This window comes from Pseudovibrio japonicus, assembly GCF_014651595.1.
GTDB lineage: Bacteria > Pseudomonadota > Alphaproteobacteria > Rhizobiales > Stappiaceae > Pseudovibrio > Pseudovibrio japonicus.
Genome location: NZ_BMXE01000004.1, coordinates 144340 through 160207, shown reverse-complemented (window position 1 = coordinate 160207; position 15868 = coordinate 144340). Strand labels below are relative to the sequence as shown.

Sequence of the window (15868 nt, the reverse complement as noted above, 5' to 3'; positions counted from 1 at the left end):
GGGGGTTCCTAAACATTGTAGTAATCCCGATACCAATTGACGAAGTTTGCAACCCCCTCCTTTACGGAGGTTTGCGGCTTGAAGCCTGTGGTTTCAATCAAGTCCGTAACATCCGCAAAGGTGGCGGCCACATCTCCGGCCTGAAACGGCAGGTATTCTTTTTCCGCAGTCATGTCCAGAGCATCTTCAATGGCGGCAAGATAATCCATCAATTGGACTGGATTACTGTTGCCGATGTTGAAGAGCTGGTATGGTGCGCTGGATGTGGCCGGGTCAGAGATCTTGCCGTCCCAATCTTGTGAGCGTGACGGTGGCTTACTTGCGATACGGACAATGCCTTCCACAATATCATCCACATAAGTGAAGTCGCGGATCATATTGCCATGATTAAAGAGAGGAACCGGCTGGCCCTCTAAAATGGCTTTGGTGAACTTGAAGAGGGCCATGTCTGGACGTCCCCAAGGACCGTAGACTGTAAAGAACCGTAGGCCAGTGCAGGGAATGTCAAAGAGGTGCGCATAGGAATGCGCCATGGCCTCATTGGCTTTTTTCGTCGCTGCGTAGAAGGAAACTGGATGATTGCCACCGCGATGGGTTGAGAGCGGCATGGTCTCGTCCAGCCCATAGACCGAGCTCGTCGAGGCATAGACTAGGTGCTTTACGGCGTGAGCGCGCGCACCTTCAAGAATGGATAGAAATCCGCTGACATTTGCATCCACATAAGACTGTGGATTTTCCAGGGAATAGCGCACACCTGCCTGAGCAGCCAAGTGAATGACCTTGGATGGTGCGTGTTGCTTGAAGATGCGCATGACAGCTTCGGAATCTTCAAGTCTGATCCGTTCTTCGGTGAAATGATTGGAGGCTGTGAGGCGTTTTAGCCGTTCTTCCTTCAACGTCACATCATAATAGTCAGTGACGCAGTCTAAGCCGATGACGTGAGAGCCATCTTGTAACAGGCGAAGGGCGACAGCGTTGCCGATGAAGCCGGCGGTGCCTGTTACAAGTACTTTTTCCATTTCACTTTCCCAAAAGTCAGCTGTTTTTTACAAGAAGCTGGTCCAGCATTGGACGGAGCTGGGCTGCAAGCTCTGAATCATCCAATGCATAAGCCACATTTGCCGACAAAAAGCCTGAACGGGAACCACAATCGTAAGTTACTCCACGAAATTCCACACCGTGGAAGGCTTGCTGGTCCATCAGTGTGAGCATAGCATCGGTCAGCTGGATCTCACCACCAGCGCCAGTGCTTTGCTTTTCCAGTAGGTCGAAGATCTCAGGCTGCAGGATATAGCGCCCGTTGATGTACAGGTTGGTTGGCGCTTTTCCGGGTTCAGGTTTCTCAACCATACCAGTAATAGCGAAGGTTTCATCTTCACGCGGAGTGTCCCGTTCAATGATACCGTAGTTGTGTGTTTGATCCCACGGCACTTCTTCCACTGAGATAATGTTGCCGCCATGGTTTTCGTAGGCTTCAACCATCTGGGAAAGGCACCCCTTTTGGGCTTTCATTAGCATGTCGGGAAGCAAGATCGCGAAGGGTTCATCTCCGATGATATCGCGCGCGCACCAAATTGCATGGCCAAGGCCAAGCGGTTCTTGTTGGCGGGTGAAGCTCGTTGTTCCTGCGGATGGGCGGATTTTTTCAAGAAGCTCAAGCGCATGCTTTTTATTTCTGCGGCGCAAAGTTTCTTCCAGCTCATAAGCAATGTCGAAGTGATCTTCGATCACCTGCTTGTTTCTGCCGGTTACAAATACCAAATGCTCGATTCCGGCTGCTCGTGCTTCATCAACCACGTACTGGATGATAGGGCGGTCCAATATGGTCAACATCTCTTTTGGAACGGCCTTGGTTGCAGGGAGGAAGCGGGTGCCTAGCCCTGCAACCGGAAGAACGGCTTTGCGTATCGTACGTGTCATTAATTAAATTTCCTTTGGTCAAGGAGGTCGAAATAGTTATTTATCTAGGACTTAGCGGGAGTGGTGTCAGCTCGTCAATGGTACTAAATGGATTTGTCCTAGGACATAATGCTTCGATTGCCCGAGATTTGGATTACTTATTCTTCGGAGGTGTTCATTCGCAATCAATTACCGCGAAAGTGTGAAGCCCTCTTGTTTCTCCTGAACATGCTGCATTAAAAGTTTCTTTCATGTGAACAAAATGCGATCAGAGGTACAATTGTGATTGAAGGTTTTAAGTTTGCGGCACTGGAAGCCGGGCAGCGCATTCTAGCAATCTACGAGGAAGGCTTCCAGTCAGTGGCCAAGGGAGATGGGTCGCCGGTTACAATTGCGGATCAAGAGGCAGAAAAAATAGTCCTGAAATATCTGGCAGAGTTCTGTGCAGATGTGCCTGTGATTGCAGAAGAAGCAATGGCCGCAGGGACCATGCCCGAAATTGGTTCGCGCTTCATTCTTGTGGATCCTCTGGATGGAACACGAGAATTCATCAGCCGCAATGGAGAGTTTACCGTCAATATCGCCCTTATCGAAGACGGGGCACCGGTGAAAGGGGTAATCTATGCTCCTGTGACTGGTGAGTTATTCTGGGCTGAGGTTGGGCAGGGGGCCTACCGTGCTGTCGCTAACGGTCTCGAATATGGTAATGTCGCTCAGATCAATTGCTCGGTCTTATCTGAGGAACTGCGTGTTCTTGCGAGTCGGTCCCACCGCAGCGAGCGAACCGAGGCTCTCCTCGCGAAGTTAGAAAATTCTTCAACTGTCGCAGCAGGCTCTTCTTTGAAATTCTGCCGTCTGGCAGAGGGCAAAGCTGATTTTTATCCGCGTTTGGAACCGACCATGGAGTGGGATACAGCTGCCGGGCAGGCGATCCTTTGTGCGGCAGGTGGGGCTGTTGTCGTGGAAGGCGGGGCGCCGCTTATCTATGGCAAGCTCAAAACGCCTCTGGACAAGCCTTTCGCAAATCCGTGCTTTTTAGCAGTCGCGGACGAAAAAATTATTTCCCATTATGGCTTAAGGTCGGGTTGGTAAGCTTCGGCGCGTCGAAGTTCAAGCGCTAAACTCGGGCCCAAGACTTAACGATACGTCCTTTGGAGACCGTGATGGGCATTGATAGCCATTCGCACTTGCGACGACTAGAAAACGAGAGCATTCATATTATTCGCGAGGTGGCAGCTGAGTTTGATAACCCTGTAATGCTTTACTCCATTGGTAAAGACAGCGCAGTGATGCTGCACCTTGCTCTTAAGGCCTTCTATCCTTCCAGACCCCCTTTTCCACTTTTGCATGTGGACACCACGTGGAAGTTCAAGGAGATGATCTCCTTTCGTGACCACATGGTCGAGAAACATGGGTTGGATCTGATCGTTCACACGAACGAAGAAGGTGTCAAAAACGACATCAACCCGTTTGACCACGGCAGCTCCAATTACACGCACATCATGAAGACCGAAGCGCTGAAGGAGGCGCTGACAAAGTACAAATTTGATGCTGCTTTTGGCGGTGCGCGGCGCGATGAAGAAAAGTCACGGGCAAAAGAACGTGTGTTTTCTTTCCGTTCCAGCAGTCATGGCTGGGACCCGAAGAACCAGCGCCCGGAATTGTGGTCACTTTATAATGGCCGGATTGCACAGTCTGAGTCTATTCGTGCGTTCCCGCTCTCCAATTGGACCGAACTGGATATCTGGCAGTACATTCTTGCTGAAGGTATTGAAATTGTGCCGCTTTACTTTGCTGCCAAGCGCCCGGTGGTTGAGCGTGACGGAAGCCTTCTGGTGCTTGACGATGACCGTTTCCGCCTGGAACCAGGGGAAAAGGTTGAGCATCGTAATGTACGATTCAGAACTCTTGGCTGTTACCCCCTGACAGGTGCAGTGGAATCTGATGCAGATACTCTTGAAGACATTGTGAGTGAAATGCTGATCGCACGGACATCCGAGCGCAGTGGTCGCCTGATTGATCATGATAGTTCCGGTTCTATAGAAAAGAAGAAGCGTGAGGGGTATTTCTAATGAATAAGATCGCGCCAGTGGCACGCGCCTTTGATCTTTCGGACTATATTAGTTCGCAAGAGTCCAAGAGTTTCCTTCGTTTTTTGACCTGCGGAAGTGTTGATGACGGTAAATCCACGCTGATTGGCCGTTTGCTCTATGACACCAAGCTAGTTTTTGAAGATCAGCTTGCCGCGCTTGAAAACGACAGTCGCAAACATGGCACTGTTGCCGATGATATTGATCTGGCCCTTCTTGTGGATGGTCTGGAGGCAGAGCGTGAGCAGGGCATCACTATTGATGTGGCTTACCGTTTTTTCTCCACTGAAAAGCGGAAGTTCATTGTTGCCGATACGCCGGGTCACGAACAGTACACGCGAAACATGGCGACAGGTGCATCCACCGCAGATCTTGCTATTTTGCTGGTGGATGTGCGTAATGGACTGCTGACGCAGACCCGGCGCCACGCCTTTATCGCCTCCTTACTGGGTGTGCGTCATGTGGTTCTAGCCGTTAACAAGATTGATCTGGTTGACTATGACCAGAAACGATTTGAAGAGATCAAGGCTGATTTTGAGAGCTTTTCTTCCGGCTTTGATTTTGACAGTAGTGAAGTGATCCCGCTTTCTGCACGCTTTGGTGACAATGTGACTGCCCCTAGTGAGAACCTGAGCTGGTTCTCTGGTCCAACCTTGCTTGAGCACCTTGAAGAGGTGGAGGTTGGTCACGAGCACAGCGAGTCTGCGTTCCGCTTCCCGGTTCAGTGGGTCAACCGCCCAAATTTGGATTTCCGTGGCTATAGTGGCACTGTACGCGGCGGGACCGTGAAGGTTGGTGACGAAATTGTTGTCGCTCAATCTGGTAAGACCAGTCAGATCGAGAAAATCGTCACCATGGATGGTGACCTGTTGCGGGCTGATGACGGACAATCAGTTACGCTGACACTTGCTGACGAAATCGACATCTCTCGCGGCGATATCTTGGCTCCGGTCCATTCCCGCCCTGATGTGAGTGATCAATTTGCGGCTCATGTGATCTGGATGTCTGAGAATGCCATGCTGCCGGGGCGTCCGTATCTCTTGAAAGTCGGCACCAAGACAGTCGGAGCCAGCGTTACAGAGATCAAACACAAGATTGACGTGAATACGTTTGATCACCACGCGGCAAAACAGCTTTCTCTCAACGAGATTGCGTTTTGTAATCTGGCCCTCAATGAATCTATTGCGTTCGATCCTTATGAGGCGAACCGGGATACTGGCAGCTTCATTCTGATTGACAGGATGACCAATGAGACTGTTGCCGCTGGCATGATCTGGTTTGGCCTGCGCCGTGCCACAAACGTGCATCGTCAGGCGTTGGACGTGAACAAAAAGGCACGCGGTGGACAGAAGGGTCAGACACCTGCTGTGCTATGGTTTACGGGCCTGTCAGGTTCCGGCAAATCAACAATTGCCAATGCGGTAGAACAAAAACTGCTTGGCCTGGGACGTCACACCTATCTGCTTGATGGCGACAATATCCGTCACGGTCTTAACAAGGATCTTGGCTTTACGGATGCTGATCGTGTTGAAAATATCCGACGCGTTGCGGAGACGTCCAAGCTGTTTGTTGATGCGGGATTGATTACACTTGTATCATTCATCTCACCCTTTGAGGCTGAGAGGCAGCTTGCGCGTGATCTTCTTGAGCCGGGCGAGTTCTTCGAGATCTTCGTTGATACCTCACTTGAGGAGTGTGAGTCACGTGATCCTAAAGGCCTTTATGCCAAGGCTCGCAAAGGGGCGATCTCTAACTTTACCGGGATCGACAGTGCCTATGAGGCTCCAGCAGCTCCAGAGTTGCATTTGAAGACCAAGGGACGAAGCGTTGACTCTCTTGCAGACGAGATTGTGGATCGGCTGCTTGAAGACGGGTTTATCGGCTCAGATAGTACTTGGGTCATCTGAACCTGATTGAATGAACTAAGAAAGGCCGGGAACGTTCGTTTCCGGCTTTTCTCTTGGGCTTTTGGGGCAGGTTTTGAGAGAGCATTCTCTCTTTGAGCCTGAAAGGGGACTGATGGGTTTTGAGAAAATACGCAGTCTTAATATAAATCTGCTGCCAAGGATATCTTGAGATACCGCCGCATAATTGGGTAAGGCGAGCATAGAGAAGATGTATGAGGTCTATCCGGAATTTTAGAAGCGCATGCTGCAACTATGCTCTTTTGGACGCGCTTACGGCATTTTGCAAAATGCGGATAAATTCAACAGGATTTATGGCATGGGTGTTAGCGGCGGCAACGCTGTACTTGGTGGTGTTGGGGAAAAACAGCAATATCTCCATTTGTTTTGGCTGGATTGAGACTATCGCGCATGTGGACTGAGGATCGCGAGTTTTGAATTTCTGGCTCAGCTAGCTCTTGTAATTTCGGGGGGAAGGGCCTAATCAACTTTTGGATTATTTTCACGCCTTTAAGGAGATCTCTTCGTGTCTCAACCAAATGCAGAAGTTTCAGTCGGAAAAGCTGTTTTTTCAAATGATAAGCCCTTCTCTCTTATTGCTGGTCCGTGCCAGATGGAGAGCCGTGCGCATGCCATGGAGATGGCTCAGGCTGTCAAGGAAATTGCAGAGGAACTGAACATAGGTTTGGTGTTTAAAGCGAGCTACGACAAGGCGAACCGGACAAGCCTGTCTGCCAGCCGTGGCATGGGCATGGCCAAGGGGCTAGAGGTATTTGCGGAAATCAAAGAGACCTATGGTTTGCCGGTCATCACTGATGTGCATGAACCAAATCATTGTGGTCCGGTTGCCGAAGTCTGCGATATCCTGCAGATCCCTGCTTACCTGTGCCGTCAGACTGACCTTCTTGTGGCTGCTGCTAAAACCGGCAGGACGTTGAATGTGAAAAAAGGTCAGTTTCTCGCTCCGTGGGACATGAAGAACGTCATGACCAAGGTTGTCGAGAGTGGCAATTCGAACGTTTTGCTGTGCGAACGCGGTGCAACATTTGGTTACAACACGCTTGTATCCGACATGCGCGCGTTGCCGATCATGGCGGCGATGGGCGCACCTGTTGTGTTTGATGCAACACACTCAGTGCAACAGCCGGGTGGCCTTGGTGGTTCTTCAGGTGGTCAGCGTGAGTTTGTTGCGACGCTTGCCCGTGCAGCGGTTGCTGTTGGTATTGCAGGTCTGTTCGTGGAGACGCATGACGACCCGGACAACACGACATCTTCTGATGGTCCGAACATGATCCCACTTAACCGACTCAAAGATCTGCTGCTGTGGTTGCAGGAGTTTGACCGGATCGCAAAAAACGGACGCTTTACGCTTTAGATATTTCACAGACCCTAGGGGAAGTGTCAAAAGACTGCGTTTTTACTTAGAGGTGCGACAAAATACATGTCTTTATTCCCAAGGATTTACAGAAGAGGGCGGTCTCTTCTCTTCCTTGGGAACAGTACCTCGGGTAAAAGCTCTTTGAGCCAAAAATCCAAACTCTACAAGTACATTGGAGTACTCTTAGATGACTGCTATCATCGACATTATTGGTCGCGAAATCCTCGACAGCCGGGGTAACCCAACTGTTGAAGTTGATGTGCTTTTGGAAGACGGCTCCTTCGGTCGGGCTGCTGTTCCGTCCGGCGCCTCCACTGGCGCATTTGAAGCTGTTGAACGCCGCGATGGCGGCGAGCGTTACCTTGGCAAAGGTGTTGAGGACGCTGTAGAAGCTGTTAACGGTGAAATCTTTGATGCGATCGGCGGCATGGATGCTGAAGATCAGATCAAAGTTGACCGTGCTATGATCGACCTTGACGGCACCGAGAATAAAGGCCGTCTTGGTGCAAACGCTATTCTAGGCGTTTCCCTTGCTGTTGCCAAAGCTGCTGCTGAAGCTGCTGCGATGCCACTTTACCGTTATGTTGGCGGTTTTGGTGCACGTACGTTGCCAGTTCCGATGATGAACATCATCAACGGTGGTGAGCATGCTGACAACCCAATCGATTTCCAGGAATTCATGATCATGCCAGTGGGCGCAAGCTCTCTGCGTGAATCTGTGCGTATGGGCTGCGAAATCTTCCATACCCTTAAAAAGGGTCTTTCTGCTGCTGGCCACAACACCAACGTTGGTGATGAAGGCGGTTTTGCTCCTGGTATCGGTTCTACTGATGAAGCGATCGGTTTTGTTCTGAACGCGATTGAAAAAGCTGGCTACACACCAGGTGACGACGTGATGCTTGCATTTGATGCGGCTTCCACCGAGTTTTACAAGGATGGCAAGTACAACCTGAAGGGCGAAGGCAAAATCCTTGGTTCTGATGAGATGGTTCGCTACCTTGAAGATCTGGTTTCCAAATACCCAGTGTTCTCGATCGAAGACGGTATGGCTGAAGAAGATTGGGACGGCTGGAAGTCTCTGACCCAGGCAATCGGCAACAAGTGTCAGCTGGTTGGTGACGATTTGTTCGTGACCAACTCCGAGCGTCTTGCTCGCGGCATCAAGAACGACACTGCAAACTCCATCCTCGTGAAAGTGAACCAGATCGGTTCCCTGACCGAGACCATGGAAGCTGTCGACATGGCACACCGTGCAAACTACACCTCTGTTATGTCCCACCGTTCCGGTGAAACAGAAGACAACACCATTGCTGACCTGGCAGTTGCATTCAACTGTGGTCAGATCAAAACTGGTTCCCTGTCTCGTTCCGACCGTATGGCTAAGTACAACCAGCTTATTCGTATCGAAGAAGAACTGGGTGTTCAGGGCGTGTTTGCTGGTCGTTCTATCCTGCGCGGATAAAACCTTCAGCATCTGCTTGAAGTTAAGAAAGCCGGTCCAGTTGGGCCGGCTTTTTTGTGCGAAGTATGGGGGCTGAACTGTTCTAGCTGCTATTTTCTGAAGCGGCGACAGGCGTAGGCGGTAATCTCATAGGCGCCCCAACCGACAATCATATAGCCCCATAAAATTGGGACCAGCAGCAGACCCCAAGCTGCAAAAAGCCCAAGAGAATAAAGCACCTCTCCAAAATCATAGCCTGCCAGGGAGCAGGGGTTGGCGAAGCCCTCGTGTATCTGACAGCCTGCGAGCTCGCCGACTGCCAATACGGTCACGACAGAAAGCACCCAGAAGATGATTGGCGCGGAAAACAGGAGGAGAAGTACTCTGCGTTTGGTCATTACAAATGGCCCTATAATCAACAAAACGGAAATACCTAAAGTTTCATCGAGTATCGACCATTTTTGCTGCGAGGGCTATTCGCCAGTTTTTGTTTCTTCGGCGTGACGAATGGCGGCAGCCAGTGTTTCTGGCGTTTCGGCTCCTGCCACGGCAAAACGGCCATCAATTATGAAGAACGGAACGCCGGTTACGCCAATTTCATGGGCACGGAACACGTCGGCTTCTACTTCTTGGACGTCCTGATCCGTATCCAGAAGGTCTGAAACTAATTTGCTGTTGATGCCAGCGCGTTCGGCTGCATCTACAAGAACCTTTTTGTCGGTCAGGTCAGCGCCCTCGATGAAGTAAAGTTTGAAAAGTTCCTCAACCATCGCGTCCTGCATGTCTTCGGAGCGTGCCCAGCGGATTAACCGGTGACTGTTGATTGTGTTTGGAGCTTTCTTGATTGCTTCAAACTGAAAGTCGATGTTCTCTGCAGCTCCAGTGTTGCGTACATGAGTGTAGATCTCTTTTGCCCGCTCTGGCCCGCCAAATTTGTCTTCCAGATATTGCTTGCGGTCCTTACCGTCTTTGGGAAGGGTCGCATCAAGCTGGTAGGGATGCCACTGAACCTTGACGCTGCTATCGGGCAGCATCATGAGTGCTTTTTCCAGTCGGCGTTTGCCGATGAAGCACCAAGGGCACATCACATCGGAGATCACATCAATGACAATTGGGGAGGTAGTAGACATCTGGCTTCTCAGTTAAGGGTGTATGCAATAGCTCTATAACCTATCATTAGTATCCGATAGTTCTCTATGAAATCTCTCACAGTTTCGTGAGTAGCCAGAGGAGGTTATCCGTTGCCAAGTCCGGTGGTGCGCACCATGACGAGCACGCGGTTGGAGAGTTGTTCCATACCCTTTTTGCTGCGCAGGACCGCAACGGGGCCACGGCCCTCGATATTGGCGACAAAATCCTCGTCGCGGCAAACGGCCATGGCGATGGAAAGAACTGTACCGCTCCAATACACTTGGTGTTGTGCGAAGGCCTGTGGATTGCTGCCTGTGAAACGTTCTATGAGTTCAAGCAGATTAAGTTCGTAAATGGATTCACCGCGCCGTTGGGTGGATTCCTCTAAAAGCGATAGATAGTTGCGGTAGGTCTCTTCGGAGAGCGTGTCGTCGTTTGCTTGGCGTGCAAGCCATTGACTGGATACAGTAAGGATTGCGTCGGTCAGGCGTTGGCGACGGCCCGCACGCAATGCGCTGATAATGTGGCCGGTGAGGGCCTTGTCAGAAACGTCGCCCAGTAGCACGTCCGTTGCTCCTGCTGAATAAAGCAGGTGGGCAGACTCCTCATCAATGCTGTGAGCGAGTATGGGTAGGTTGAAATAGCGGGGATCGGCGCGCAGACGTTCAATTTCTTCACTGGCCTGCCATGCGGGCATGTCAATCAGGACAGCCTCAAACCGGCGTGCAGCCAGATAGTCCTCGGTCATCTCAGAGGAAAAGCCGCCTACGATCTCGACTGGCAGGTCCAGAAGTGCCTGTGTGCGTCCGAAGTGCTTGCCATATCCTGCAACAAGCAGCCCGGCGGACTTTAGAGGGCCAAACTCAGTTTTGTATTCGGGTAAAGGGCCAAACAGACCGCGCCGCAGGCGGGCTTCCTCGGCTCTGTTGGCAAGGCGCCGTAGACCTGCAATGCGTGGCAGCAGCACATCTGGCGGAATCGCGTCGCTCACCGTCCCGCTTGGTTTCAACTCCAGAGGGACAGGGGCACTGCCGTTTGTAATGACAAGCAGAGGAACTTCGACACCAGCGCCTTTTCGAAAGCGTTTAATGGTTTGTGTAAGTTCGTCCAGCTCGCGAGGATTGTCTTCCTGCCACGGCAAGAGAATACAAATGGGTAGAACACCTGTGCCTTCCAGCTCTTGCATGAGTTGGTCGCTTGTTCTGACTGCAACGAGACGATCGGACAGGACGGTCAAAGGCTCCAACATATCAAAGACATGATTATGCACCGGAGCGATCAGCAGGATTTTGCCCCAGCTGGCGTCGTGCGTTTCAAGCTCTAACGGTTGGCTATGATCGGCCATTTATCCTCTCAGGCGACCGCTTCCACCGGTCTGGGCTGGGAGCGTCTGGTCAATTTCTGTCGGTCTACGCTGCCATCTTCTGTCATTGGCAAGGCGCGTAGGGACAGAATTCTATGCGGCATCATCGTCAGGCTCACGCGTGAAGCGTCGAGGTAGGCGTAAAAGGCCTCTACATCAACGAGAAGACCTTCTGACGGTACCACTGCAACCATAAGGCGTGCACCCATTAATTCATCTTCTACCAGAAAAGCAGCCGCTTCTTTTACCCCCGAGAATTCACTGTATATTTCGTCGAGGCGTTCCAGATCCAACAATCCGGGCGCCCTTTGCCCAGGTGTTCCGAAGCTGTGAATCGCTCCGGTAACTTTATGTAGGCCAACAGGGATTTGCGTAATCAGTCCACGTTCACCTTGTTCCTCGCTGAAGAAACTCAGCACTTGTTCGCTGGACGGCCAATCGGCATCGGGCACCATAGCGCCCTTGAGTTTGAGGTGATAGCCGGTTGCGGAAGTTGGCTGCTTCTGCGAAATTCCCTCATTTATTTCAAGGGGATCAATGTTAATCAGACACGGACCATGGGTGGAGGTACTCGGTGCAAATTGGTTGCCGGGGATTAGCGGCACAGGCTCATCGGAGGTACCTCGTAGGTGAGCCACCACTGCATATTCATCGAGTACATGCAGGTCGGTCACAACACTCTTGGCTTCATATTTTGCAGGCTTTGGAGAGGTGATTGGCCATGTGGCGACGGTGTTTGTCTTCCAGCCGTGCAGGGCTCCATCAATGTGGGAGGCAAGCGGTCCAGGCGTTAAAATATAATTTGCCTCAATGGAGCGTGCGTGATCCGTCAATGTGGATAAAGAATGTGGATGATGGAGATGGAGTGTGCCTTCGCTCAGTAACCATGGGACTAGACCGGCCCCAATTCCGGTAATTCCACATAGGATGTAGGGCAACAGGATGCGTGCACCTGGCTCCAGTCTTGTCTCCAGAAAGGGCATAAGGCCCGTGGAGACCCAGTGGTTATGGCTGCGCGGGATTGGACTGATCTCATTACCGGAATGAACCCAGGTGAGCGTTGCAATGTGATTGGCTGGTGCACCTTCGCGTTCAACCACCGGCTCAGGGAACGAATCCCCGCTTTCGGCAATCATTGGGGCGATGTCGATGAGGCCATCGGGAATGTCGTTTCCCAGACCAAAGACAAAACGGAGCGAGAAGAAGTCAGCTGCGGCATCGCGCGCCTCTTCCCCAAGCATGCGTGTTTCGATGCGATCGGCTGTGATCAGCGCTTTGGCATCCACGGTGCGCAGCGCTCGGAGGATCTCTGAGTGGCGCCAGTGCAGCGGGAAGGGGGAAACGATCAGGCCTGCCCGCAATGCGCCGAGGATGCACAGGACATTGTCGACCGTATTGGGGGATTGAAGCCCCAGAATGTGGTCCGGCTCCATGCCGACTGCAGCAAAGAAGCCGGCAATCTTGCTGATTTCCTGTTCTGATTCTGCGTATGTCAGGTAACGGGGCTTGCCGCCTGTCCATGTTTCTCTGTCGGGTGCATCGACTAATGCGAGACGGTCTGGATGTTTTTGGGCCGCGCGGCGGAACAGCATATCAAGGGTGATGTTGCCCCAGACACCGGTTGTGCTGTGGTTGGCAATGGCATCAGAATTTGACAGTATCATTTAAGGAAAGTCCGCTAAGCGACTGAAAAAATGGAGATTCGACACGTTGGGTGAGAGACACTTTTGTTGGGTGGGCTGCCTTCATCAAGAACGCAGCCCAGTTTTAAGTGTATATCTACTCTTTAGGTGCGTCCCACCAGTTGTCGTACTGCATGCCGTAAAGCGGTGTCTTGGCAGGGTGTTCAACTTCCGTCCAGCGGGCGACCCATTCTGCCGGCGCGTGATAGAGTGGAATTGCATAGAAGCCGGAGATCAGAACGCGGTCGAAGGCGCGGACTGCGGCAACGAACTCCTCTTGGCTGCGTGCTGCAACCATGGCATTGATCAGAGCATCAATGGCTGGCTCTTTGGCGCCAACGATGTTTCTGGAGTTTCTGACATCTGCCGCCTCTGAGGACCAGCGGGCATATTGCTCGCCTCCGGGAGATAGTGACGCAAACCAGGTGTTGAAGAGTGCGTCGAACTCAAAGGAGGCGCGGCGCTCTTCAAACTGAGCGGCATCGACATAACGGACCTCGAGTTCGATGCCCAGCATCTTAGCGGTGCGCTGCAGGGCGAGAGCGACTTTTTCTTCGCCCTGTTCACGGACGAGGATCTCAAAAGCAAACGGTTCGCCAGTTTCAGCATGTACCAGCTTGCCCTGATCCAGATTGTAACCGGCCTGCTGGAACAGGTTCAGTGCATCGCGCATGACCTTGCGATCCCTTCCTGAACCATCGGCTTCCGATGGGCGCCAAGTACCAGTAAGGACATCGTCAGTCACCACATTGGGGAATGGTTCAAGAAGCTTTTTTTCCAGATCATTTGCGGGGCGGCCAATGGAGGAAAGTATGGACTTGTCCCAGTATCCATCAGTGCGCTGATACAACCCATTGAACAGGGTTCGGTTGATCCAATCAAAGTCCAGCAGCATGCCGAGCGCCTGACGCACGCGCTTGTCTGCAAACATGTCTCGACGGGTATTAAATGCAATTCCGGTCATGTTGGGCGGAGTGCCGCGCTCAAACACGTCTTTGACAACTTTGCCTTCTTCAAACGCCGGGAAGTTACCTGCGCTTTCCCAAAGGTTGGGATTGGAATAGATGAGAGCTTCGGTGTCGCCTTTGCGGAAGGCCTCCTGCAAAGCGTTATAATCGCGGAAGTAATCGACAGTAACTTCGTTGAAGTTATCAAAGCCGATCTTCTGCGGCATGTCTTTGGCCCAGTAATCATCCCGGCGTGTGTAGGTGGTGCGGCGACCGGGGTTGATATCGGTGAAGGTATAAGGACCGGTCCCGACGAGTGGGGTCAGTGTGGTATTGCCGAAGGTGTCAGCATTTGTTGTCTGGCTGTTGAAAATCGGTGCCAGCGCAATCAGCAGCGGCAGCTCGCGGTCGTTCCCATCCGCGAAGTGCAGCTTCACGGAGCGCTCACCTGTCTTTTCAAACTCGACGATTTTTCCATACCAGCCTGCATAGGGGGGTCGGCCATGATCGCGGACGGTTTGCAGAGAAAAGATAACGTCTTCGACGGTTAGCGGGTCTCCATTGGAGAATTTCGCAGCCGGATTGAGACGAAATTCGATCCAGTTTCGCTCATCTGGCATGCGCACAGCCTCTGCAAGGTGCGCATATAATGTGAATGGTTCGTCGTTGCTGCGCAGAAGTAGGCTCTCCAAAATGTAAGAGCCCATCTGACGTTCTTTCATGCCGCGGGCTGACGTCCACGCGCCTTGGAGGGCAAAGGAGTTCAGACTATCAAATGTTCCTTGAACGCCGAGAGAAAGACGACCGCCTTTAGGAGCTTCCGGATTTGCGTAGGGCAGGTACGGGTAATCTGCTGGCAGAGCAGGTTCCCCATGCATTGCGATGCCATGGCTCCATGGCACGGTGTCCTGAGCTAAAGCGGTTGAGTAAGCTAATGTTGTCAAACTGGAAACGACAACAAGTCCCATCGCAAAATTATGTATCCCATTCACATAGGATCGGAAGTTGTTCATTCGAATTTCTCCTAGAGCACTCGCAGAAACTAGCAATAATACGATTCTGAGGCAAATTCAGCACAAAGGGTGTTGGAAAAGCGCCGAAACCACTCCAATCTATAGGTGGAAAAATGGCTCGGAGCCGTTTAAAGAGTACATAAGTAGCATTTTATTAGTGTGTTGCCTTTTTTTCAGCTCTGTTCTGAGTATGCTTGGCCCCGAACAAGCAGTCAAAACACTGTTGAACCTAGAAATTGGTTGCTGCGTAACTGCCGGAGGCATCATTTGGCATCGGATCGAACTTTGAGGAAATTGGGGATGGGCGTTAATCTTAAGGGCGTTCTCACTGGTGGGATTGTTGCAGCACTGGCTGCTGTTGGCTTTGCTGGCTCCAGTGTTGCACAGAGTGCACAGGCAGAGGATGCTTGGGTAAAAGTGTGTAACACTGATCCAAAATCCAAAAAGGAATTCTGCCTAATTACACAAGAACTGCGCACGGATACTGGTCAGTTCCTTGCTCAGGCTGTTGTACGTGAAGTCACCGGCGAAAGCCGCAAGTTGCTGCATATTGCTGTTCCCCCGGGAATGCTGATTCAGCCTGGCCTTCGTGTACAGGTTGATGCTGGCACACAGTCAGAAGCAAAATACACAATCTGTTTTCCAAATGCTTGTATTGCCGAAATGGTCATTGACGACGCTTTCGTCGGCGGCCTAAAGCGAGGCGGCAAGCTGGTTATCACAACGTTGAACCAGCAGGGTAAGGCACGTCCATTCGACCTTACTTTGAAAGGGTTCACCCGCGTATATGATGGTGAAGCGATTAAACCTGAAGAACTTCAGGCAAAGCAGGAGCGCCTGCAGTCTGAGCTTCAGAAGCGCGCAGAAGCCGCTCGTCAGAAGCTGATTGAGCAGCAGCGTCAGGCGAACCAGTAATCTGGTTCCCGCTTTGAACACTAAAAAACCCGAAGGATCATTCCTTCGGGTTTTTTTGTTTTTTCGAATGCAAACAGCCGTTGGCCTCTTAATACGGCTTCAGTG

At 51.6% G+C, this 15868-nt stretch carries 14 protein-coding genes; 7 read left to right on the top strand and 7 right to left on the bottom strand.

Features of this window, described 5'->3' with window-relative positions; translation table 11 throughout:
* Positions 1–8 precede the first annotated feature (8 nt).
* Together IE076_RS12365 and galU are read right to left on the bottom strand one after the other, a co-directional pair.
* Entirely contained in the window at positions 9–1019 is a 1011-nt protein-coding gene (locus tag IE076_RS12365; RefSeq protein WP_189437114.1) for an NAD-dependent epimerase, read from the bottom strand.
* A gap of 16 nt (positions 1020–1035) precedes the next feature.
* The gene (gene galU, locus IE076_RS12360; RefSeq protein WP_189437113.1) at positions 1036–1920 is read right to left on the bottom strand and encodes a UTP--glucose-1-phosphate uridylyltransferase GalU; all 885 of its coding nucleotides are present in this window, start codon (positions 1918–1920) and stop codon (positions 1036–1038) included.
* Positions 1921–2181: 261 nt separating this feature from the next.
* Between galU and cysQ the strand changes: the two genes are divergently transcribed.
* The 6 genes from cysQ (at position 2182) to eno (ending at position 8733) form a co-directional block, all read left to right on the top strand.
* Positions 2182–2991 carry a 3'(2'),5'-bisphosphate nucleotidase CysQ gene (gene cysQ, locus IE076_RS12355; protein WP_189437112.1) on the top strand — a complete coding sequence of 270 codons (810 nt, stop codon included), beginning with the start codon at positions 2182–2184 and terminating at the stop codon, positions 2989–2991.
* A gap of 71 nt (positions 2992–3062) precedes the next feature.
* Positions 3063–3971: a sulfate adenylyltransferase subunit CysD gene (gene cysD / locus IE076_RS12350; RefSeq protein WP_189437111.1), complete on the top strand. Its 909-nt coding sequence runs from the start codon at positions 3063–3065 to the stop codon at positions 3969–3971.
* Positions 3971–5896, top strand: a complete 1926-nt coding sequence (cysN, locus tag IE076_RS12345; protein ID WP_189437110.1) for a sulfate adenylyltransferase subunit CysN — start codon at positions 3971–3973, stop codon at positions 5894–5896. Before cysD ends, cysN begins: the two co-directional genes overlap by 1 nt.
* 241 nt (positions 5897–6137) lie before the next feature.
* The gene (locus IE076_RS12340) at positions 6138–6293 is read left to right on the top strand and encodes a hypothetical protein (protein ID WP_189437109.1); all 156 of its coding nucleotides are present in this window, start codon (positions 6138–6140) and stop codon (positions 6291–6293) included.
* A 126-nt stretch (positions 6294–6419) separates the two neighbouring features.
* Positions 6420–7268, top strand: a complete 849-nt coding sequence (gene kdsA / locus IE076_RS12335) for a 3-deoxy-8-phosphooctulonate synthase (protein ID WP_189437108.1) — start codon at positions 6420–6422, stop codon at positions 7266–7268.
* A gap of 190 nt (positions 7269–7458) precedes the next feature.
* The gene (gene eno, locus IE076_RS12330; RefSeq protein WP_189437107.1) at positions 7459–8733 is read left to right on the top strand and encodes a phosphopyruvate hydratase; all 1275 of its coding nucleotides are present in this window, start codon (positions 7459–7461) and stop codon (positions 8731–8733) included.
* Between the two features lie 89 nt (positions 8734–8822).
* Here eno and IE076_RS12325 read toward each other — a convergent pair whose 3' ends face one another.
* The 5 genes from IE076_RS12325 to IE076_RS12305 form a co-directional block, all read right to left on the bottom strand.
* Positions 8823–9110 (bottom strand): hypothetical protein, encoded by a 288-nt coding sequence (locus IE076_RS12325; RefSeq protein WP_189437106.1) that lies wholly within the window; start codon positions 9108–9110, stop codon positions 8823–8825.
* Between the two features lie 75 nt (positions 9111–9185).
* Positions 9186–9842 (bottom strand): DsbA family oxidoreductase, encoded by a 657-nt coding sequence (locus IE076_RS12320; RefSeq protein ID WP_189437105.1) that lies wholly within the window; start codon positions 9840–9842, stop codon positions 9186–9188.
* Between the two features lie 104 nt (positions 9843–9946).
* On the bottom strand, positions 9947–11188 hold the full coding sequence (locus IE076_RS12315) for a response regulator (protein ID WP_189437104.1): 1242 nt from the start codon (positions 11186–11188) through the stop codon (positions 9947–9949).
* An 8-nt stretch (positions 11189–11196) separates the two neighbouring features.
* Positions 11197–12870, bottom strand: coding sequence for a class I adenylate-forming enzyme family protein (locus IE076_RS12310; RefSeq protein ID WP_189437103.1), 1674 nt, complete (start codon positions 12868–12870; stop codon positions 11197–11199).
* 115 nt (positions 12871–12985) lie between these two features.
* Positions 12986–14848 (bottom strand): extracellular solute-binding protein, encoded by a 1863-nt coding sequence (locus IE076_RS12305; protein ID WP_189437102.1) that lies wholly within the window; start codon positions 14846–14848, stop codon positions 12986–12988.
* Positions 14849–15148: 300 nt separating this feature from the next.
* On the opposite strand from IE076_RS12305, the gene IE076_RS12300 reads away from it, so the two are divergent.
* The gene (locus IE076_RS12300; protein ID WP_189437101.1) at positions 15149–15763 is read left to right on the top strand and encodes an invasion associated locus B family protein; all 615 of its coding nucleotides are present in this window, start codon (positions 15149–15151) and stop codon (positions 15761–15763) included.
* Positions 15764–15868 lie beyond the last annotated feature (105 nt).